Below are 22,623 nucleotides of genomic sequence, written 5' to 3'. Positions count from 1 at the left end.
CTATATATAAAAGCTGTTGGCTGTAGCTCTTTGAAGTGTTGGGATAAGTAGTAAGTTTTAAGTAATATGAGATACGAGTAGACAAGACACNNACGAGATACAAGATACGAGTTGTTTACTGCTAACTGTTCGCAGACGAGATGCTTCGCTCTGCTCAGCATGACAAGCTAATTATTAATTTTTTCATTCTTCATTCTTAATTGTTTTCCGTGTTACCTTTTTGAGTTGAATTATCAATCGCCGATACGTAGGCGATTGATAATTCAATTGGCTAATGTCGCACGTTGTTCGGTAGCTGCAAATTATTTCTCTGCAAGCAGTTCGTCTATTACTTTATTGAAGTCTTGCTTAAACTCTTCGTAGAAAAGGCCTGTCGCCGGCCCGTTGAAGCCGGTGTGTATCTTGCGGACTTTACCCTCCCTGTCGATAAAAATAGTAGTAGGGTAGCCCATTATTTTGCTTACCTGAGGTAGAGCTTTGGCAGTTGCATCATCGCCCAGCTTACCTGCAAATAAGATATCATATGTGGTATCGTAGCGTTTCACCAGACGGGAAAGAACGGTCTTTACATATTCAGGATCATCTTTACGCTCAAAGGCGAGGCCTATGATTTCCACGCCGCGATCTTTGTTTTCTTTATACCATGGAGATAAGTATTCCATTTCGTCGAGGCAATTAGGGCACCAACTGCCAAGTATGGATACGATCACAACCTTGTCTTTGAACTTAGGATCGGATAATGATACTTTGTTGCCTTCAATATCAGGGAAGGTAAAATCAAGGCGGTCGAAGCCTTTTTTCATATACGCAAGGCTGTATGGGTCGGCGAGTGCCGCTGCGGCATTGCGTTTTCCAACGAGTTTAGTTACGCCTCTTGTAGTGTAAAACTCTCCCGTAAAATTGTCGTTCCCTTCAAACCGGCCTTTAATCAGGTAAGGGCTTAATCCGGCAAAAGCGGAAAACTGGAAGCCATCGTTTGTTAATGCACCTTCAAGATAACGAAGGTCTCCGGCATTGGTAAGTATAGAGCCTGTAAGTATATCCCCGTCCTGATTGAATATGCCGACATTGCGTGCCGTATCGCCTTTCGGGCTGATGAAATCGATGTCCCATTTTCCGGACAGAGGTGCTGTCGCCGGAGTTGCCGCTTTTTCGAAGCGGGGTGCGTCCGTTTTCACTGCGGAGAAAGGCACGCCTTCATCGCCGCCTTCGACAAAGAGTTTTATAAATCGTCCCTCGAATTTTCCGTCGCTGATGACACCTCTTAGTTCTGCATCATAAGCTTCGATGGGAATGATTACTGTATCAGTGGAATATCGGACACCTTTTAGGGGAACACGTTCAGCTCCGTTAATCAGATAAACTGTAGCGGAATCTGTAGTTGCATTCGCAACGTCGAAAAGGAACGGGAATTTCTGATCAGAGATAGAGAACTCGCCGCGCCATTTACCATCGGTCAGTTTATTGTTTACTTCCTTGTTGCACGAGGCCAGAGAAATCAGCCCGGCCAGGCTTGCTATCATATATTTTTTCATAAGCTAAAAAAGTTAGTCCTGACCATCTTTGTCTTGCCAAAGTTTGTGGTAGATCTTATGGGAATAATTACACCACTTCTCCGTGACAATGACAAAGAATGTATCAGGACAAAAATACATACTAGTTTCTAAATATCCATGGCTTTGTTTCTATTTTGTCACTGCCTTGTACCGACAATGCCTGTTGATAGTTAGCCTTATTCACATTTTGCTCTTTAGTAGGATAATACAGACGGCTTGGAACACCTCCATCACCGAAGAGAGGGTCGAAGCGATATGTTACAGTGTTGGTTTCTATTTCGCCTTCGAATACAATGTCACCTTCCTTTATGAGGAAGTCGGGGAATCCGGTACGGCGGTATTCACTCCATGCTTCCAGTCCCTGCATATATAATGCGATATATTTCTGGGTTAAGACATTCTTTTGGTTAGCGACAGGCAGCTTAGACAGGTACTCTGTGACTTTGTCGGCGGTGACGCCCCACTTTTCAAGCGAAGCTTGCACCCCTGCCTGATAATCGCTTTGATCCCAGTTGTTGTATTCGGAAATCAGGAAGGCAACTTCGGCATACTCCATCAGTACTTCCGCATAATTAGCCGCATTGATCACTGCTCCCGGCAAACTGACGTCATTGGCGGAGAATTTTCCGGCCTGATCGTTTGCCAATCCATATGGTAGGCCTACATAAGTATTCGTGGCAGTTGCCGGTAATGCGTATGCGGACAAACGAGGGTCGGCTACAGGGAGTGCCGGATTATTGCCTTTTAGCAGGTCGACAAGGATATGAGAAACGGCAAAGTCTTTCCGGTTAGCTGTTACGGTGGCCCTATATAGAGGTGCCTCATTCGGGGATGTGGCAGAATACTTGAATGCCGCATTGTCTGAGTTGCTTGTAAATACGCCTTTGCTTAATGCGTCTTCGAAATGTTGTCTGTATAATGTACTGTTCTTTTCTTTTAGGCGGGTGGCAAAACGCAAACGGAGCGAATTGGCGAACTTCGCCCATTTAACATTACTGCCTGCGTAAATAATATCAGCCTTGCCGAATGTAGTCTCCCCCTGATACTTAGTAAGGGTATCTCCGGCGGCTTTTAGCTCACTCAACAAGTCGGTGTAGATTTTTTCCTGTGCCGCATATGCCGGGGTAATATTCTCAGGATTTTGCTGTAGTGCCTGAAAATCGGAGTCCTTATTGCCATACGACTCGTAAGGAATGTTGCCGAATACATCAGTCAACGCATAGAAAGCATAGCTCTTCAGTACGCGGCTGATGGCTATCTGGGTTGCATTGCGTCCTACACCGTTTGCAGTGGCAACATCTTTTGTGGCAGGATCGGTATTCAGCTTGATTATTTCCTCCAGATTATTCAATGTTTTATAGAGACCTTTCCAGTAATCGTCTGAGTAACTGAATGGAATGTCGTAACGTGACTGTGTAGTATAAGTATTCTGTGCAAAATACTGCACAAACAACATCGAGCCTCTCAATGATACTTGTTCGCTGCGTAGGTTATCTACCAGCAATTTCTCGGAAGAAGTGATCAAAGATGTAGTCGGTACAGATGACGGGCGGTTAGGGTCTTCATTGATATCATCTACGCATGATGTGGATAATAACAATGATGTGAAAGCACTTAATATATATAGCTTATTTATTTTCATAATCGTTTTATTGTGTTTTAACTAAAGTAGAGCGCTTGATAATACATTGTTCCAATATAATTGCCTGTTGTTTTTAAACTTAATAAAGTAATAAATAGGTCTGCGACCTTAAAATTTGAAACCAAGGTTTAGTCCGTATGTTACCGGAGTAGGGATATTACCTCCTTCTATACCTTGTACATTGCCACTGCTGTTTGTCAGTTCCGGGTCTATATCTTTACTCTTAGTATAAATGTTCCATAGATTGCGGGCATAGGCAGTAACGCTAACACTTTCTATCTTCCATTTCGGCAGCCTGAATGTATAGCCCAGTGTCAGCTCTCTTAGCTTGATGAATGTCGCATCGAATACAGTATAGGCTGTCGGCCCATTATATTGGTTCTGCGCCCAGGCCTGAGCGGTTATATTCTTCGTGTTTTGAGCAGTATTGCTTAAAGTATATGTACCATCGGAATTGAATACGACATCTCCTGTAACGCCATCCAACACAGTCCCTGTTTCACGGATATTATTAGCCGCAGTTGATTTCAGTATACCGGAATACATACCCACTTTATAGGTCTGGGAGAAAAACTTGCCTCCTACCCGTGAGTCGATAAGGAAACCGAAAGAGAAGTCTTTATATCTTAACTGATTCTGGAAACTCCACAAGAAGTCGGGCAACACACTGCCTAGCGGAACAAACTGATCTGTACGCATATACACACCGTCTTTATCCACGACCTTTTGTCCGTCAGGCGCATATACAAAGTCATATCCCATTATCTGTCCGTAACTATCCCCTTCTTTAGCCACCAGAGATACCAGTGTATTACTTAGCTGGAGAGTGTTTACAGCTTCAGAGAGTGTGATGATCTTATTGCTGTTTTTAGAGAAGTTTGCAATAGCTGTCCAGTTCCAGTCTTTTTGTCTGATAGGGTTCACTGTCAATGTAGCCTCTATGCCTTTATTATTTATCTTACCTGCATTTATCAGCTTGTAACTATATCCGAAAGCATCAGAAGTAGGCAGTGAAATAATCTGGTTGCGGCTGTTGTTATTATAATAGGTGACGTCGAGCCCTAATAGATTATCGAAGAGTTGCAATTGTAATCCGGTTTCCCATGAAGATGTTATTTCCGGCTTCAGCTCTGGATTATTCAATTTCTCAGGGAGGCTATAAACGATATTGCCATCGAATGAATTCAGGGCTTCATAAGTCTTATATAATTGATAAGGGTCTGTATCGTTACCCACCTGTGCCCAGCCTAAACGGATCTTAGCAAATGACAGCCAGCTTTGTTCTTTCAACGCCGGCAATTCGGTCAGGATAAAAGATGATGTAAGAGATGGATAAAGGAATGAGTTGTTATCTTCCGGTAATGTTGATGACCAGTCGTTACGCAATGTACCGTCTAAATATAACATGCTTTTCCATCCATAAGAGAAACTACCGTAAATTGACGATATGGCTTTTTTATAGAGTCCGGTTGATGGGTTCACAATAATAGAAGCAGCATTGTTCAGACTGTAATATTCCGGAATTGCAAGTCCTCCCGAAGTTTGAATGTCACTTACACGTCTGTTGCGCCTCATATAGTTCGCACCTACATTTGCTACCAGTGAGTGATCTCCCCAACGATTGTTGGTTGTAGCCAGGAATTCATAGTTAAACTCATCGAACTTCTGTGAATACTCCTGATATTGGGATTGTGAACGTGAATAATAAGCAATTCGGTCTTGAGAATTGTATTGATAAACATCTCCGTTGATCCGTCCAGTCAGGCTAAGCCATGTTGTAGGGGTTGCTGTTAGTCCTACATTTCCATAAAAGCGGTCCCTGTTTTCTTTCAGGTAACTTTCATATGCCGACCAGTATGGGTTATCGATGTATTTGGTCTTTTCTCCGGCAGCTGTATTTTCCCAGCTTGTCCTGTTCCATGCGCGGGGTGTTCCGTCGGCTCTTTTATATTCTTTCAACTTTTGATAGTCGACCTGCACTTGTCCCCATTGGTATGCCTCGAGTATGATGTTACGGTTCGAGGCTCCTGTCCACGGACGGCCTGTGGATTTGTTATTTATATAGTTCACATTTCCGAAGAATGATACAAGGGAGCCTTTGGTGCTACCTGATATATTTATGGAGTTACGCCCTAAAGATGAATTCGGGATAGTCCCTTTTACGTTCTTGTTTGTAAATGATACGCGAAAAGTACCTGTTGCCGTATTCTTTGACAGGGCAATATTATTTGTATTCGATACCCCTGTACGGAAATAGTCCTCTACATCGTGCTTCGGATAGACCCATGGCTGAGGATTCAGATAATCGGCTGTATATTCAGGATCGAGATTATACCAGTGCAATACAGGTGTTCCGTCCAGTTTCGGGCCCCAGCTTTCGTCAGCCGCGTAATCCACTATATTATATTCTTTTCCGTCGATAGTCGCCTTTTGAAAAGTGGTGCTGTATCCCCCGCCATATAGTTTCTGACGTTCAGGCAGGCGGACTACTTTTTCGAACTCAATACCGGTATTTACCTGTATATCTATACGGTCATCTCTTCCATCTCCTTTTTTCGTGGTGATGAGGATTACCCCGTTAGCTGCACGTGTACCGTATAAGGCGGCTGCAGAAGGACCTTTCAGTACGCTAATGTCTGCGATGTCGTCAGGGTTGATGTCCTGAATTGTACTACCCACATCTTTTCCTGCACTACCATTTATCGTGGCAGATGTATTCATATCTGTATTGTCCAACGGAACGCCATCTATTATGTATAATGGCTGGTTGTTTCCCGTAATAGAGTTTATACCTCGTAAAGTTACTCTGGACGATCCTCCCATATTTCCTCCACTGGAAATAACCTGTAATCCTGCTATCTTGCCCGACAATGCGCTCAAAGCATTGGTCGGCCTTGTTTCCAATGCCTCACCTGATACTCCCTGAACAGCATATCCAAGCGCTTTCTTTTCACGGGGAATGTTTAATGAAGTGATGACCACCTCGTCCAGTTCTGTAGCCTTTTCTTTCAGGACTACATTTATAGATGTATTCGTCAATACTTTTGCTTCATGTGTCTCGAATCCCAAAAAGGAGAAGACTAAAGTTTCATTTTTCTGTGCGGAAATGGAATAATAACCATCTTCGTTGGTCAGTGTGCCAGTCCGAAGATTACCTTTAATCTGAACAGTAACTCCCGGAAGTTCCAGGCCTGTAGCATCGGTAACACGTCCTTTGATGACAAACTCTTGATCTGTTTGGGCAAATAGTAGTATTGTAAAGGCATTTAACAATAGTAATAATTTTATTTTTCTCAATCCTAACATAGTTTTTGTAGTTTATTCAAATATTTTTATAGATGCAATAAATATCTTGTTGTTAAAAACAGATAATATTTATCACAAAAGTATAACGACTATGTTGCATGTGAAATCCCTTTTATGTGGTATTTATATACCTAAAACATGGTATAGGGTTAGCTTTTAATCGGTCTTTGGCCCCCTTTGGGGGCCTCTGCTAAAAAATGTCTCCCTTATTGGGGAAAGCTGGAAGACTAAAAGTTAACACCTTTTTACTGTTAAAAATTAATGGCAGATTTAAACAACTTGTACCTTGTTAATTATTACCTAAAGCTTACGACTTGATAAAAAGTAACAAAGGTAACAGATATACTAATGTGCCAATTGACTGATATGCCGATGTGTCAATAGCGCGAAGCTACTTTACAGACAACAGTTATCAGTTAACAATTAGAACTCCTTTATACTTATTACTCATTACTCGATACTTACTACTTTGAAAAGGTAACAAAGGTTACACTTTTAATCGCCTTTTCTAATCAATCTTTAAATCATTAAACATTGAATCTTTAAATTCTAATTCCAGCATATCAAAGAACGATGAAGCCGGTAATTAAGGCTTTCGGCTTCTTATTATAGATAAAATTTTCTAAATTCGCTTACATATTTTGTTCTTCGCATTCATTATACTTACATTTGTAGCAACAGAACCAATTGATTTATGACATTAAGTAACTCACAACCTAGAATCCGTTTCGGAGTGATAGGTACTAATTTCATTGTAGACAAAGTTTTGGAAGGTGCGAGTTTTGATTCCCGCTTCGAATTAACGGCAATATACTCCCGTACACAGGAGAAAGCTTATCAATTTGCCCGGAAACATAATGTTCCGCATACATTTACGTCATTGGAGGCAATGGCGGCGAGTCCGCTAATCGATGCCGTATATATTGCCTCTCCTAACTCGTTGCATGCTTCGCAGAGCATCTTGTTCATGCAGCATGGTAAACATGTTCTGTGTGAAAAACCTTTTGCATCCAATGCTAAAGAGGTAAAAGCAATGATAGCTGCGTCGAAGGAAAATAATGTCACATTGATGGAGGCTATGAAGCCCAGTCTTACCCCAAATTTCAAGGCACTGAAAAATCATATAGGGGAAATAGGAATGGTCAGGAGATATTTCTCTTGTTACTGCCAGTACTCATCACGTTACGACAAACTGAAAGAGGGAATTGTGCTGAATGCTTTCGATCCTGCACTTTCAAATGGTGCGGTAATGGATTTGGGAGTATACACCATATTCCCCATGGTGGTCTTATTTGGCCGTCCTCTGAAAATAAGTGCCACGGGACTGAGACTATCTACCGGAGTGGACGGGCAAGGTGCTGTGAATTTCGAATATGAAGGAATGAATGCTACTGTGCTTTATTCCAAAATTGCCGACTCGGCCTTACCTACCGAGATACAGGGAGAAGAGGGCACGATAACTTCGGACCGGATAAATATTATTAGTAAAGTTACATTCAAAAGCAGAAATGGGGAGGAAAAGGTTATAAGCTCTCCGGATGTAGTACATGAATATTATTATGAAGTGGCAGAATTCATTAATTTAATTCAGGAAGGAAAATGCGAGTCGGATATCAATAGCCATGAAAACTCCCTTATAACAATAGAAATAGTAGATGAAATAAGGAAACAGCTGGAAGTAAAATATCCTGCTGATGACAAATAAGTATATATTTGTGCCAAATTTCTGGCATTTGTTTTTGTAAAAGGCAGATTAATATGATTTTAATTTTTTCAGAAAACTTTTTTTAACAATAATAAATTATTATTCACTCAAAATATTCATAGCTTTATTCCGCATTTAATAAGTAAGACTTCATGGATTGTTGAATTCACCCATACAGGGGATTGAACTTGCTGTGACCAAGAGCCTTAAGAAGAAATAAAACCATGTTATACTTTGATTATTATTGCATCAGGAGATTAGTATGTGAATTTTATTGCGAAAATAAGATCCCAATTAAATTATAAACAATATTAAATTAAAAGAAACAATTTATTTATTAACTTAATCCATGAATGAACAGACATCTTACTCACGCGCCCAAACGTTTTGGCTGGTAATATTACGGCTGCTAATCGGATGGCATTTCTTGTACGAGGGAATCGTAAAAATTTTAAATTCAGGCTGGTCAGCTTACCCTTACCTGATGGACTCTCAGGGATTTTTTGCTGAATATTTTCATAATTTAGCCGCAGATCCGGGTTTTTTAGCAGTATCCAACTATATTAATGTGTATGGATTAACCCTAATCGGATTAGGACTGATATTAGGATGCTTCTCACGCATCGCTTCCATTGGAGGTATCATTTTTCTTGCACTATATTACTTGTCACACCCACCTTTTATCGGAGCCACCTATATGATGCCCACAGAAGGCTCTTACCTTTGGATAGATAAAAATGTAATTGAAATAGGAGCATTGATGGTGCTCATTTATTTTCCTACTTCCCGGATAATTGGCCTTGACCGATACATCTGTAAATTATTTAAACGCAAATAAAGCTAACATACTATAATATTATGACACCCGAAGACAGAATTGTCCCTGAGGATAAAGATAAAAAGAACGATAAGAAAACTCCGGAAAATAATCCGTTACCGGAGTCCCAAGGCAGGAGGAATGCCCTCAAAGCACTGGCTACAACCCCGGTTTTGGGCGCTTTGGCATATGGCGTATACCAAAAACAAAAATATACAAAGACACTGAATGACGTCAGTGATGTATTCAAACTAAGTAAAGATACCCCTGTTATACCCGAACTAAAACCTAATGGAGAACAGATTCGTATAGGGGTTATCGGTTATGGAAGCAGAGGGAAATATCTGCTTAGGGCTGCCGGATTTGCTACGCCCCAGCATCTGCAAGGGTGGATAGATGATGCAAAGAAAAATAAAAAAGACAGTCGCTATAAAGATTTTAAAGAACAGGAAGACCTGAATATTGTATTTGCCGGAATATGTGACATCTTCGATACATTCGCTGAAGAAGGTATGGCTGCCGGAGCAAACATTTACAGGGAAGGTGTCGGAGGAAAAATGGGGCCTGCTCCAAAACGCTATCGTCACTATAAGGAAATGCTTGCCGATAAAGATATAGATGCTGTTATTATTGCAACACCCGACCACTGGCATAGTACTATGGTAATGGATGCAGCTAAAGCCGGAAAGCATGTATATGTAGAAAAACCTCTCTCGTGGACAGTACCTGAAACATATATGGTAAGGGAAATTGTTAAAGAGACAGGAATTGTTTTTCAGCTGGGGCATCAGGGACGCCAGATAGACAGTTACCGCAAGGCAAAAGAAATTATAGATAAAGGGCTGCTGGGTCCGATTAGCCTGATCGAAGTATGTACCAACAGGAACGATCCTAACGGAGCATGGGTATATGATATCCATCCGGATGCCAACCCTCAGACTATAGACTGGAAACAATACGAAGGAGATCCTGAAAGGATTAAGGAATACATGGATTATATGACTAAATATAATCTGCTTAAATATGTAGGTCCTGAAGCCAGGGATAAATTCAGCCTCGAACGCTTTTTCCGCTGGCGTTGCTGGTGGGATTACAGTACAGGGCTTAGCGGGGACTTGCTGACGCATGAATATGATGCTATTAACCAGTTGATGGGAGTAGGCATACCTCATTCGGCTACATCGTCGGGTGGTGTATATTTCTTCAAAGATGGGCGGACTGTTCCCGATGTGTTGCAAACTACATTCGAATTCCCTGAGAAAAACCTGACAATGCTATATAGTGCCACTTTGGCCAGTAGCCGCAACAGGGGTAAAGTTATCATGGGACACGATGCATCGATGGAAGTAGGAGATACGCTGACTGTGAAGATTGATAGTGGTTCTACCAGGTATAAAGAAAAACTCGAAAAAGGGATTATTAAACCCGATGTGCCATTCTATACATATGTTCCCGGCAAAAATAATGTGGATGCGATAACATCAGCTACCGAAATGTATTTTGCCCAACGCGGACTATTATATTCTTATCTGGGTGGAAAACGCTACGATACCACATTCCTTCATGTCAGGGAATGGATCGAATGCATCCGCAACCGGAATAATAAACCGTCTTGTGATATCGACGCTGCTTTTGAAGAGGCGATAACTGCGCATATGGGAACTCGTGCTTATCTCGAAGGCCGTACTATGTATTGGGATAAAGACAAAGAAGAAATTGTCAGAGGAGAAATTAGCTGACAACCAATTTTAAACAATTTTAAAGGACATTAAATCTATAATAATTAACAATTATTACACCTAAAAACAGAAAAACTTATGGCATCAGACATTTCAAGGAGGAAATTCCTGAGTACCGGAGCTAAAGCTGCTATCGGTCTGACAATCATCCCAAGCACCGTTTTGGGTAAAAACTTCGGGCATGTTGCACCGAGCGACAAATTAAATATTGCCGCTGTGGGTATCGGAGGTATGGGACATGCTAATATCAAGCAAGTGGAAAAAACAGAAAACATCGTAGCTCTTTGCGACGTGGACTGGAGATATGCGAAAGGCGTATTCGACAGATTCCCTGATGCAAAGAAATACTGGGATTTCCGCAAGATGTATGACGAAATGGGTAAATCCATCGATGCTGTTATTGTAGCTACAGCCGACCATACACATGCTATTGTTTCTGCAGATGCAATGACAATGGGCAAACACGTTTATTGCCAGAAACCATTGACTCACACAGTATATGAGTCCCGCTTGCTTACCAATCTTGCTAAAAAACATAAGGTAGCGACACAGATGGGTAATCAGGGATCTTCTGCCGAAGGAGTAAACCTTGTTTGTGAATGGATATGGAATGGCGAAATAGGTGAAATCACAAAAGTAGAAGCATTTACCGACCGTCCGATCTGGCCGCAAGGATTGAATGCGCCTGAAAAAATAGATAAAATACCAAAGACATTAGATTGGGACTTGTTTACAGGACCGGCTAAAATGCGTCCTTACAATGCACTCTATACTCCTTGGAACTGGCGTGGCTGGTGGGATTATGGTACAGGTGCATTAGGAGACATGGCTTGTCATATCCTTCATCCTGTATTTAAAGGGTTGAAATTGGGTTATCCTACAAGTGCACAGGGATCTTCTACAATGTTGCTACAGGACTGCGCACCTCAGGCACAGTATGTAAAACTTGTGTTCCCGGCTCGCGACAACATGCCTAAGGTATCTATGCCGGAAGTTGAAGTACACTGGTATGATGGTGGTTTGAAACCAAATATGCCTGCAGGATGGCCACAAGGAAAAAGCATGAATGATGCCGGTGGTGGTGTTATTTTCCACGGAACAAAAGATACATTGATCTGCGGATGTTATGGTGTGAACCCATGGTTGCTTTCGGGCCGCAAACCTAATGCGCCTAAAGTTTGCCGCCGTGTGGAAACTTCTCATGAAATGGACTGGGTACGCGCATGTAAAGAAGATGCTTCCAGTCGCGTACTGACTGCTTCTGACTTTAGCGAAGCAGGCCCTTTCAACGAAATGGTAGTAATGGGCGTACTTGCTGTACGCTTGCAGAATCTGAATAAGGAACTACTTTGGGATGGACAGAATATGAAATTTACAAATATCAATCCTAACGAAGAAATCCGTATTCTGAAGAAAGACGACTTCAAGATTGTCGACGGCGACCCTAAATTCAACAAAATATGGACCGATCCTATCAACGCACAGGAATTTGCTCAAGAATTGATCAAGCATAATTATCGTGATGGCTGGAAATTGCCGGATATGCCATAATGCACAATTGTTAAATTAAACCGTATAAAGAAATGAAGAAAATTGTTTACAGTCTGGGATGCCTTATGATAGCGGGAGCAATGATTGCTTGCGGAGGCGCCAAAAAAGATGCACAAAATGCAGGTGAAAATGCAGATTCTATTAAGAAAGCAGAAAATGCTGCACCTCAGTATACTGTAGTAGAAAAACCACAGATAGATCTTTCAAAATTTGCGAAAGATAAAGACGGCTTTATCACTATTTTCGATGGTAAAACATTTGAAGGCTGGCGCGGTTATGGAAAAGATGCCGTTCCGGGAAAATGGACTATCGATCAGGGCGCTATCAAGTTTAATGGAACAGGTGGTGGCGAAGCTCAGGATAAAGAAGGCGGAGATATCATTTTTGCTCATAAGTTTAAAAATTTCGAGCTCACATTTGACTGGAAAGTTGCAAAAGGCAGTAACTCCGGAGTATTCTTCCTTGCTCAGGAAATTGAGACAACAAATGATAAAGGTGAAAAGAGAATGGAGCCTATCTATATCTCATCTCCTGAATATCAAATATTGGACAATGCCAACCATCCTGATGCAAAAATGGGTAAAGATAACAACCGCCAATCTGCATCTCTTTATGACATGATCCCTGCTGTACCTCAAAACTCTAAACCTTTTGGAGAGTGGAACACAGGTAAGATTATGGTATATAAAGGAACTGTTGTTCACGGACAAAATGGCGAAAACGTAGTTGAGTACCATTTGTGGACTCCTCAATGGACAGAATTGTTGCAAGCAAGTAAATTCAGTCAGGAAAAATGGCCTTTGGCTTTCGAATTACTGAACAATCTTGGTGGAACTAACAGAGAAGGTTATATCGGATTCCAGGATCATGGAGATGATGTTTGGTTCCGTAATATCAAAATTAAGATTCTTGATTAATAATCAGGCAACTAATTTTTTCTATTAAAATAATGTCAAATCCATCGAAGGAACATATCCTTCATGGATTTGACTTTTAAATATATCTTATTTAATTAGCATGAAAATAACAACATTTTTTATAGCTGCCCTCCTATTGATGATCTCTTGTTCTCCAAAAGCGGAAACAGTGACTCAACAGGCTCCTCCGAAGAAAGATATAGCCCTGCAATTATATTCCCTTAGGGATGATATTTCCAAAGACTATGACGGTACAATAAAGAAAGCCGGGGAAATGGGATTTACTGCTGTTGAAGCAGCCAGCTACGGCGATGGCAAATTTTATGGAAAAACGCCGGAAGAATTCAAAGCTGATATAGAGGCGGCGGGGATGAAAGTATTATCTTCCCATACCGGCCGGGGCCTTAACGAGAAAGAACTGGCATCTAAAGATTTCACAGAAGCGATGAAATGGTGGGATCAGTGTATTGCCGCACATAAAACTGCCGGAATGAAATACATTGTTACTCCATCTATGGAAACACCAAAGACTTTGAAGGATTTACAGACCTATTGTGAATACTACAATGAAATAGGTAAGAAATGTAAGGAAAACGGCATGTTGTACGGGTATCATAATCATGACTTCGAACTTAGAAATAAAATAGAAGACAAGGTGATGTACGACTATATGATTGAAAATACAAATCCTGAATACGTTTTCTTCGAAATGGACGTTTACTGGGTGGTAAGAGGCGGACAAAGTCCGGTTGATTACTTCAATAAATATAAAAATCGCTTTACCTTACTGCATATCAAGGACAATAAGGAACTCGGACAGAGCGGTATGGTAGGTTTTGATGCTATCTTCAAAAATACAGATGCAGCAGGAACAAAACATCTGGTTGTAGAAGTGGAAAAATACAATTTCACTCCTTTCGAAAGTGTGAAAAAGAGTTTGGAGTATTTACTGAATTGCTCGTTGGTAAAAGAAAGCTACGACAAATAAAATATAAAAATGAGCAGGAACAAACGACTTCCTGCTCATTTTCCGAATAAGCATGAATGCAGTAATGGCCGACAACGGTACTTTCTACTACAACATACAAGGAACTGCGGAAGGTACAAGTTACAATATTATTTATCAGGACAACGGAGACCGTGATTTTCAGCCCGAAATAGAGTTATTGCTTGCCGGTTTTGAAAAGTCGATGTCTGTATATGATGAAACATCCCTTATTTCCCGTATCAACAGGAATGAAGATGTAGAAACTGACCATTACTTCGAAACTGTTTTCAACAGGGCTAAAGAGATAAGCCGGCAAACGGAAGGCACATTCGATATTTCTGCCGAGCCATTATTCAGGGCCTGGGGTTTTAGTTCCCGCGAAAAGAATATACCCGATAGAGAAAAGGTAAATGCCCTTAAAGAATATATCGGGATGGATAAGATAAAGATAGAAAATAAGCGTGTTATAAAATCGAATCCGAATATAGTGTTAAATGCCAATGCCATAGCTAAAGGCTATTCGGCTGATATAGTCGCCGATTTTCTGGACGGGCACGGGTGTTTGAATTATCTGGTAGAAATAGGAGGAGAGATACGCCTCAAAGGAGAGAATACAGCCGGAGAAGCATGGAGGATCGGGATCGATCGTCCGGCAGAAGATAATCCTATACCGGGGCAGGATTTGCAGGTCATTCTGCAAATTACGGACAGGGGAGTCGCTACATCCGGTAATTACCGTCAGTTTTATATTCAGGATGGACAGAAGATTACACATACGATAAATCCGGCAACCGGTTTTCCGGTCATTCACAACTTGTTGTCAACAACAGTTATAGCCAAAGATGCGATTACCGCTGATGCCTTTGCTACGGCATTCTTGGTAGTGGGTATTGAAAAGGCATTAGAGTGGGTGCAAAGATTTTCCGATATGGATGCTCTGTTTATCTGCAACGAAGAGGGAGAATATAGAGTATATTATACTCCCGGAATAGAAGAAAATCTTATCCCGGCATAAGTCGGTCAGGATTTGAAATAAAGAATAGTTAAAAAAGAAATAAATATCCATTTCATCCCGTCTACTAGACATTATTTGTGCTATTTTTACTGATGAATGGAATATAGCCATATTTACATTAATATTTAAACTTAGAAAACATGAAAACACTTTTGTTTTTAGGAAACCTGGGGACAGGAGAAATCATCATTATAGCTATAGTCGTACTATTACTTTTTGGTGGCCGTAAAATACCTGAACTAATGAAAGGCCTTGGAAAAGGAATCAAAAACTTCAAGGAAGGCGTAAAAGGCATTGAAGACGATATAGAAGGGAACGACACAACTAAAAAAGATTGAGGTAGTACTTTTCTATGGAAGAGAACAATGAAGGAATGACCTTTTGGGATCATTTAGAGGAACTTCGATGGACTTTAATACGGTCTATCATCGCTTTATTCGTATTCGCAATACTTGGGTTTGCTATCATGCCATACATATACGATACATGGATAATGGGGCCTACACGTGCCGACTTTGTCCTGTATAAGTATCTGTGTTATGCTACATCAGCAGTACCTTTTCTGCCTGATTTCTGTGATGATACATTTCATATCAAGATTATAAATTATAATCTTACATCGCAGTTCTTCAGGCATATGACCACATCATTCTGGCTGGCACTGATACTCACATTCCCTTATCTGATATTCGAGATATGGCGTTTTGTCAGTCCTGCGCTATATGCTAATGAAAAGAAAAGTATCCGGTGGGTATTCCTGTTCGGAACTATCATGTTTTTCATAGGATGCTCTGTCGGTTACTTCTTGGTTTTCCCGATGACTTTCCGCTTCTTATCTACTTATCAGCTGAGTGAGATGATAGAGAATACTATCTCGCTCGACTCATATATGGATAACTTTCTGATGCTGATATTCATTATGGGGATTGTCTTTGAGCTACCGCTTGTATCGTGGTTATTGTCTCAGTTGGGATTGTTGAACAGGTCGTTCTTTAAGAAGTTCAGGCGTCATGCTATAGTAGGCCTTCTGGTGTTGTCCGCTGTTATTACACCTTCGGGCGACCCATTCACATTGTCGGTAGTCTTTATACCGCTTTACTTCCTGTTCGAGCTGAGCCGCTTTATGGTAAAACCGGCACCTAAGGAGACGGACGAGGATGATGAGAAAGAAGAAGAGGAAGTCGACGACGAGGATTCTCCTCAGTTGTCAATATAGAATAATACATGTAATCTGATATAGTTAAGCGCATGCCTGAATCTTAGGCATGCGCATTTCATTTTTCAATGAGTGAATCTTGTGCCGAAACCCTGAAATTTGGCTGTCTTGATAAATGTTACTACCTTTGTACAAATTATTTATAACTATTTCATACGGAATGTCATGTAATTGTTTAGCATACATAGCGGGAGTCTTCCCGCATCTTTCAAGGCTGTAAAGTGAATTTACGGGCCTTGTTTGCTATTGTATTCTAAGAACTTAAAAAACAATTACATTATGTTATCACAGAAATATGGTCGTACATATCATTTTCCGTTTTCTCCCGGAACTACCAGCGACGACCGGATAAACCATACATACCGGGATGATATCCAACAGATAGAAACCCTTGTGCATACAGAGAAACTGGATGGAGAAAATAACTGTCTCAACCGGTTCGGCGTCTTTGCCCGTTCACATGCAGCACCTACTACTTCGCCTTGGACAAACCAGATACGCGAACGCTGGGAACTTATGAAGCGGGACTTGGGAGATATAGAACTGTTTGGCGAAAATCTGTATGCAATACACTCTATCGAATACAAGCGGATAGAATCTTATTACTACATGTTTGCAGTGCGTTGCCTCGACAAATGGCTGTCGTGGGAAGAAGTGAAATTCTATTCTGCGATGTTCGATTTCCCTACTGTCCCTGAATTGGATATTCAGCAGGTAAAAGATTTATCGCACGATATACTCGAGCCGCAGATATTGGCTTGGGCACAGCAACCGAGTGTATTCGGTTCCACCGATACGCAAACCGGCGAAGATTGTACGCGTGAAGGAGTTGTCACCCGTAATGCAGGGGAATATTTTATCGGCAATTTCTCTCGGAATGTATTCAAATATGTCCGTAAAGGGCATGTAAAAACAGGAGAGCACTGGACCCGTAACTGGAAACGTGCCCGTTTGGTTTGGGAAAGGCAAATAATTAACGAATAAAATATATGATTATGACTTGGAAGTTAACACAAAATAAAGATTGGCAATCGCTCGAAAAACAATTTTCGTGGGTTGCAGATATGAAAAATGTGGTGCAACACAAAACGCACCATGCCGAGGGTAATGTAGCCATCCATACACAAATGGTACTTGACGAATTATTGAAAATGTCCCGGTATCAGACTTTATCCGGACAGGAGCAGGAGATATTGTGGGCGGCAGCTCTCATGCACGATATAGAGAAACGTTCCACTTCGCAAGATGAAGGCAATGGAAATATCTCAGCTAACGGGCATGCCCGCAGAGGAGAATATACTGCGCGAAATATTCTGTTCAAAGATATTCCGACTCCGTTCCACATCCGGGAAAAAGTAGTTTCACTGGTACGCTTTCATGGCTTGCCTTTATGGTTGATGGAAAAATTGGAACCAGCCAAAAAGATTCATGCTGTATCGTTAAGGACTAACACCCGCCATCTGAGAATGCTGGCTGAGGCTGATGCCCGCGGAAGAATATGCGAGGATGCAGGCTCTTTAATAGAGTCATTAGACTTATTTGAGATGTTTTGCAAAGATGAAGGCTGTTGGGACAAAGCTCTGGAATTTCCAACGGCAAGTGCCCGGTACGAATATTTCAATACGATAGACGGCTATATTGGTTATATACCTTACGATGATTTCAAATGTGAAGTCACTATGCTATCAGGTTTGCCGGGAATGGGTAAAGACCATTATATACAATCATTGAAAGCGGATATACCGGTCATCAGTCTCGATGCTATCCGCCGAAAGCACAAATACAGCCCTACGGACAAATCGGCGACCGGACGGGTAGTGCAGGAAGCGAAGGAACAGGCGCGTGTATATTTGCGGAAAAAGCAAGACTTTATATGGAATGCTACCAATATTACACGCTTGATGCGTCAGCAACTTGTCGATCTTTTTACATTGTATGGTGCAAAAGTAAGGATAGTTTATGTGGAAAAACCATATGATGTGTGGCGCAATCAGAACCGTAACCGTGAATCCCAATTGCCTGAAAATGTACTGGACAAGATGTTGCAGAAACTTGAAATACCTCAGTTGATAGAAGCCCATGAGGTAGAGTATATGGTTGAATAATAAACCTTTTCAGTGGTATGCATGTTTATAAATGAGGTATTAATATATTCAAAATAATAGATTATGTACAAATTAATTGTAAGCCTGCTTGCAACAGCTTTGTTTTTAGGTTCTTGCGGTAGTTCAAAAGACACGGAAAAATTAACTGTAGCATCCAGACAAGGTGATTGTGTGGGAGTAGCACCAATGAAATGTCTTTTGGTAAAAAAAGACGGTCAGACAGACTGGGAGTTCTTTTACAGTAATATAGACGGTTTCGTTTATGAACCGGGATATGAATACGTATTGGAAGTAAAAGTCAAAAAAATAGAGCATCCTGCAGCAGATCAGTCTTCGTTGAAATACACTCTGGTAAAAGAAGTTTCTAAAGAACAGAAGACATCAGGCGGACTGCCTGATATGCCTACCGGAGATGATTTGCAGCCTGAGCCTGTGGAATAACCGATATCTCTTTTATTATAGATTAAAGGGCGGTTTTTATTTAACCGTCCTTTATTTTATTTCACTACAACGATTCCTTCAGGAGCATTAATCTCTGATTCTATCCTTCCATCAGCTTGTTTTGTATGCTTTATCTCAATTACCCCGTATGGAGTGGGAAAAGAGCCTTCCACCCATTTCAAATCTCCCAGATTAGGTGTAATCCGGACTTTCTTACATCCCGCCTCTAAAGGTTCTACTCCCAGCACATATCTGCTAAGCCATGTCGTAGGCCCCGATGCCCAACCATGACAGAAGCTATGGCGGTATCCTTTGTAGCAGTATCCGCCGTAAGAAGCATGAACATTGACTTTTCCTTCAGGTACAACCTCATCTATCCGTGCCGCATTTTTCATCCAGTTGATATCAAAATCTTCCCAGAATGTCGTCGCGCCAAGGTCGAGCATAGCCCCCCAGTATTCACGTATATTATCCAATACCCCTTTATAATCTCCAGCTTTTGCGCGGGCGTTGAGCATATAGTACCCGTAAAACGTAGACATGCCGTGCACTCCATTTTGTGCCAATACTTCATCATTCGCTTTCTCTGGTGCGATAAGTCCGGATAGGCCTAGTAGAGAGGCCGCCTGCTTGGACGAAGTTATATCGGGGATGTATTTTCTTAGTTTTTTCAAGGTCGATTGACAGAGTTTCTCACTCTCCTTGTCATTCAGTATTCTGCTCAATTCTTCTCCTGCTTCGAATGTCATCACCATCATAGATTGCAGTCCGGCATGGATGGTCTCGGGATTTTCACTCGATGGCCAATCGAGGAAACGGTTTCCATCCAGTATTTCTTTTCCGTCTTTATCTATTTTTTCACTTAATAACTTAAGTAACCGGGACATATATTCCTGCTGCTCCTTCAGGTATTCCAGGTTGCCCTGATACAGATACCAGTCGCGGTGAATTATAATCCACCACATGGAATACGAACTGATACCGTTCATCCATGCAGGCAGAGGTGTAATATCCCGTGCCAGATCAAGGCTTTTGGGTACAACATCGTTATACCCGAAAACAGTATTGATTGTCATCACCTCAGGGTGAAGGTCACCCACCCATACCAGACGATCCCGTTTGATAGCATCCCACAGATAATCCTGCATATTGAGATGTACTGTGTAAGCACCTGTAAGCCATATCCGGTTCAGGCGCTCATCATTGCAACGGAATGAACCGAGATAGGGGATATCCCTGTATGCAAAAACAGCACTGATTTCTTTTATTTCAATTTCCATATCCGGATCTATAACATCTATGCGGGCAAAGCGAAATCCGGAATCACCTACAGTCAGCCGTCCCAGCCAGGGTAGAGTTACTATAAAATCACGCATGGCATGGTCGTTCGTCGCTCCGCCTTCACCTCCGATATCGCTCATTGTTTCTGCAACGGATTCACCGAAGCGGATACGTACTTTTCCTGCCGGATTCTTATTATTTATAGACGTTATTATTTCCAATCCTCCCTGTATCTCTTTGCCGAAATCGAGGATGATTCCTCCTTTATTCGTATCATCGCCGATTAGTCTAAGATAAGTTCCGGTATTCAGGTCGGCTTGTCCTGTACCTTGTTTGAGGATAGACCGGGTATTTATTACATATTTTTCGCTATTGTTATCAGAAGTCCAGACAATGCGGGTAGGAGTAAGGTAATTATGTACCAGACCGGTTGACCTGACCTTTACATTGGTGCCATCCTGAAATGGGAGAGGTAATTGCTGGGCCGGTATATTATCACTAAATAACAATAAGGCAGCTAATATCAGACTTGGTATTATTCGCATCTTCTTCATCATTAGTTAACTTAATCAGGATTCATTACTTTTTCGCTATCGGATAACGGTAAAATTTATGGGATCTGACAAAGATAGCAGTTTTGTCTGTCTATATAAATTTACAATTTGACAGTCTTATTATAAAAAATGACAGAACCGGATGATATTCTGTTTACTGGTTTCTCGGGCCTTGCGTAAATTTCCGGTACTCGATAGGAGTTGTATTATTTTTCTTTTTGAATGCAGTAAAGAAATATTCCTGATTTTCAAAGCCCATCATATAGGCGATCTCTTTTACAGGAATCATTGTGTTTGTAAGCAATTCTTTGGATTTCTGTATTTTTAGTTCCTGAATATATTGCGACGGGGCAAAACCTGTATATTCCTTAAAGATTTTGCGGAAGTTGGAATAGCTCATATTTAATTGGTCGGCTATATCCTGAGGTTTTATATCTTTAAAATTTTCAAGGATAATGATCTTGGCTTTATTGATCTGATTGACTGATTCGGAACTTTCAAAAATGTAGTTCTTATCTAAAGAATATGCCAGTCCGAGCAGATGGTTTACAATTCCGGCAAGCATTTGCTGGAACCCCGATTTCTGTTCAATAGCAATTTGTATCGCCTGTTTGTATAGTTGGACAACTTCATTGTTGAGTCCCACATTATATATTGGTTTTTCTTTATTGAAGAAGCCATTATTTACACGGCTATCGATATTAATCCCTTTAAAGCCTATCCAGTATTCGTCCCATCCTGCTTGTTTGTCAGGCATGTAATTGTGCCATTCACCCGGGAACAGCAAAAACATATTGCCTTCGTTTATCGGATGTGTTTCTTTCTTTCCTGATGTATTGGATATGTAAGAACCTTTCCCTTTGGTAATATATAAAAGTTGATATTCATCCAAAATACGTCCTCTATCTGTAGAAAATAAGTATCTGGTAGGGTGATTCCCCGGCGGGTAGGGCATATTAGACTCTATGCTCTGGTAGCCTACCGAGTTTACAGTCAGTCCCCATAGTAAATCGGTTTCATTTACTATCAGATATTTTAAATGAATAGAGTCTTTCATCTTTATATGAGTATGTTATTCTGGTATATCAGGCGCAATGTAGCGAAAATATTTTAAAATTTGATATTGTGCACTGTTCCAATAGGGCTGTTTTAGGTTTATTTTCATTTGATAATATCTCGTAGAAATACAGGCAAGCTATATTACGACCTGCCTGTGTCTATTCATATATAAGTATAATAATTATGACAGAATAATCAGGAGCATGGCCGAAAGTACAAGCAATATAATGCCCCATATCCGATAATTCGAATACCATTTAACACATCTCAGTTCTATCGTTTCTTTTTTGAACCCATCCAATGTGAAAATATTCTCTTTCAACTTTTCTTCTGATGGAGCAGCATAACGAAGACTAACCAGATACATAACTATAATACTGAATGTGAATAGTATCGGTACAATGAAAAGGAAGTGCATACTGCCGAAAACAGCCGATTTAAAGAACATCAGAAATACAGCAATAACAAGCCCGCTGATAAGTCCTGTAAATACTCCCTGACCATTCACCCGTTTACTGAAAATACCCGCAATAAATGCTGCTACGATAGGAGGGGCCAGATAGGCCAGCATCTCCTGATAATATTTCAGTATGGAACCGAACTTACCGATTTGCGGTGCCCACAAGGCTGCTATAATGACAACAATCACTGATACTATTTTTCCTATCCTTACCAGTTTCTTATCATCTGCATTCTTATCTATTTTATGATAAAAATCCATTGTAAACAGG

General features: G+C 41.0%; 18 protein-coding genes. 12 read left to right on the top strand and 6 right to left on the bottom strand.

Features of this window, described 5'->3' with window-relative positions; all coding sequences use genetic code 11:
- Positions 1–302: 302 nt before the first annotated feature.
- From B3317_RS11230 to B3317_RS11220, 3 genes are all read right to left on the bottom strand, one after another.
- Positions 303–1,535 carry a TlpA disulfide reductase family protein gene (locus B3317_RS11230; protein ID WP_291111487.1) on the bottom strand — a complete coding sequence of 411 codons (1,233 nt, stop codon included), beginning with the start codon at positions 1,533–1,535 and terminating at the stop codon, positions 303–305.
- A gap of 121 nt (positions 1,536–1,656) precedes the next feature.
- On the bottom strand, positions 1,657–3,198 hold the full coding sequence (locus B3317_RS11225; RefSeq protein ID WP_291111485.1) for a SusD/RagB family nutrient-binding outer membrane lipoprotein: 1,542 nt from the start codon (positions 3,196–3,198) through the stop codon (positions 1,657–1,659).
- Positions 3,199–3,306: 108 nt separating this feature from the next.
- Positions 3,307–6,504, bottom strand: coding sequence for a SusC/RagA family TonB-linked outer membrane protein (locus tag B3317_RS11220; protein WP_291111482.1), 3,198 nt, complete (start codon positions 6,502–6,504; stop codon positions 3,307–3,309).
- 694 nt (positions 6,505–7,198) lie between these two features.
- Between B3317_RS11220 and B3317_RS11215 the strand changes: the two genes are divergently transcribed.
- From B3317_RS11215 to B3317_RS11160, 12 genes are all read left to right on the top strand, one after another.
- On the top strand, positions 7,199–8,209 hold the full coding sequence (locus B3317_RS11215) for a Gfo/Idh/MocA family protein (RefSeq protein WP_291111480.1): 1,011 nt from the start codon (positions 7,199–7,201) through the stop codon (positions 8,207–8,209).
- Positions 8,210–8,558: 349 nt separating this feature from the next.
- Positions 8,559–9,047, top strand: a complete 489-nt coding sequence (locus tag B3317_RS11210; RefSeq protein WP_291111478.1) for a DoxX family membrane protein — start codon at positions 8,559–8,561, stop codon at positions 9,045–9,047.
- Positions 9,048–9,067: 20 nt separating this feature from the next.
- Entirely contained in the window at positions 9,068–10,765 is a 1,698-nt protein-coding gene (locus B3317_RS11205; protein ID WP_291111476.1) for a Gfo/Idh/MocA family protein, read from the top strand.
- A gap of 78 nt (positions 10,766–10,843) precedes the next feature.
- Entirely contained in the window at positions 10,844–12,316 is a 1,473-nt protein-coding gene (locus tag B3317_RS11200; RefSeq protein ID WP_291111474.1) for a Gfo/Idh/MocA family protein, read from the top strand.
- Between the two features lie 32 nt (positions 12,317–12,348).
- On the top strand, positions 12,349–13,233 hold the full coding sequence (locus tag B3317_RS11195; RefSeq protein WP_291111472.1) for a 3-keto-disaccharide hydrolase: 885 nt from the start codon (positions 12,349–12,351) through the stop codon (positions 13,231–13,233).
- A 100-nt stretch (positions 13,234–13,333) separates the two neighbouring features.
- A complete protein-coding gene (locus B3317_RS11190; protein ID WP_291111470.1) occupies positions 13,334–14,221 on the top strand; it encodes a sugar phosphate isomerase/epimerase family protein in 888 nt (295 codons plus the stop codon).
- A gap of 52 nt (positions 14,222–14,273) precedes the next feature.
- On the top strand, positions 14,274–15,236 hold the full coding sequence (locus B3317_RS11185; RefSeq protein WP_291111468.1) for an FAD:protein FMN transferase: 963 nt from the start codon (positions 14,274–14,276) through the stop codon (positions 15,234–15,236).
- Between the two features lie 140 nt (positions 15,237–15,376).
- Positions 15,377–15,574 carry a twin-arginine translocase TatA/TatE family subunit gene (gene tatA, locus B3317_RS11180; protein ID WP_006799017.1) on the top strand — a complete coding sequence of 66 codons (198 nt, stop codon included), beginning with the start codon at positions 15,377–15,379 and terminating at the stop codon, positions 15,572–15,574.
- Between the two features lie 14 nt (positions 15,575–15,588).
- On the top strand, positions 15,589–16,452 hold the full coding sequence (gene tatC / locus B3317_RS11175) for a twin-arginine translocase subunit TatC (protein WP_291111465.1): 864 nt from the start codon (positions 15,589–15,591) through the stop codon (positions 16,450–16,452).
- A gap of 279 nt (positions 16,453–16,731) precedes the next feature.
- Positions 16,732–17,436, top strand: a complete 705-nt coding sequence (locus B3317_RS11170; protein ID WP_291111463.1) for an RNA ligase family protein — start codon at positions 16,732–16,734, stop codon at positions 17,434–17,436.
- An 11-nt stretch (positions 17,437–17,447) separates the two neighbouring features.
- Complete coding sequence (locus tag B3317_RS11165) at positions 17,448–18,557, top strand: AAA family ATPase (protein WP_291111461.1); 1,110 nt, start codon at positions 17,448–17,450, stop codon at positions 18,555–18,557.
- A gap of 63 nt (positions 18,558–18,620) precedes the next feature.
- Positions 18,621–18,998 carry a DUF4377 domain-containing protein gene (locus B3317_RS11160; RefSeq protein WP_291111459.1) on the top strand — a complete coding sequence of 126 codons (378 nt, stop codon included), beginning with the start codon at positions 18,621–18,623 and terminating at the stop codon, positions 18,996–18,998.
- A gap of 56 nt (positions 18,999–19,054) precedes the next feature.
- Here the strand turns inward: B3317_RS11160 and B3317_RS11155 are convergent, their stop codons facing one another.
- The 3 genes from B3317_RS11155 to B3317_RS11145 form a co-directional block, all read right to left on the bottom strand.
- Positions 19,055–20,824, bottom strand: coding sequence for an alpha-L-rhamnosidase C-terminal domain-containing protein (locus tag B3317_RS11155; protein ID WP_291111457.1), 1,770 nt, complete (start codon positions 20,822–20,824; stop codon positions 19,055–19,057).
- Positions 20,825–20,987: 163 nt separating this feature from the next.
- A complete protein-coding gene (locus B3317_RS11150; protein WP_291111455.1) occupies positions 20,988–21,890 on the bottom strand; it encodes an AraC family transcriptional regulator in 903 nt (300 codons plus the stop codon).
- A 183-nt stretch (positions 21,891–22,073) separates the two neighbouring features.
- A partial coding sequence (locus tag B3317_RS11145; protein ID WP_414647493.1) for a sodium:solute symporter family transporter occupies positions 22,074–22,623 on the bottom strand: 550 nt, incomplete at its 5' end.

This window comes from Dysgonomonas sp. UBA7710, from assembly GCF_002482385.1.
Classification (GTDB): domain Bacteria; phylum Bacteroidota; class Bacteroidia; order Bacteroidales; family Dysgonomonadaceae; genus Dysgonomonas.
This window is presented reverse-complemented; position numbering and strand designations above follow the sequence as displayed.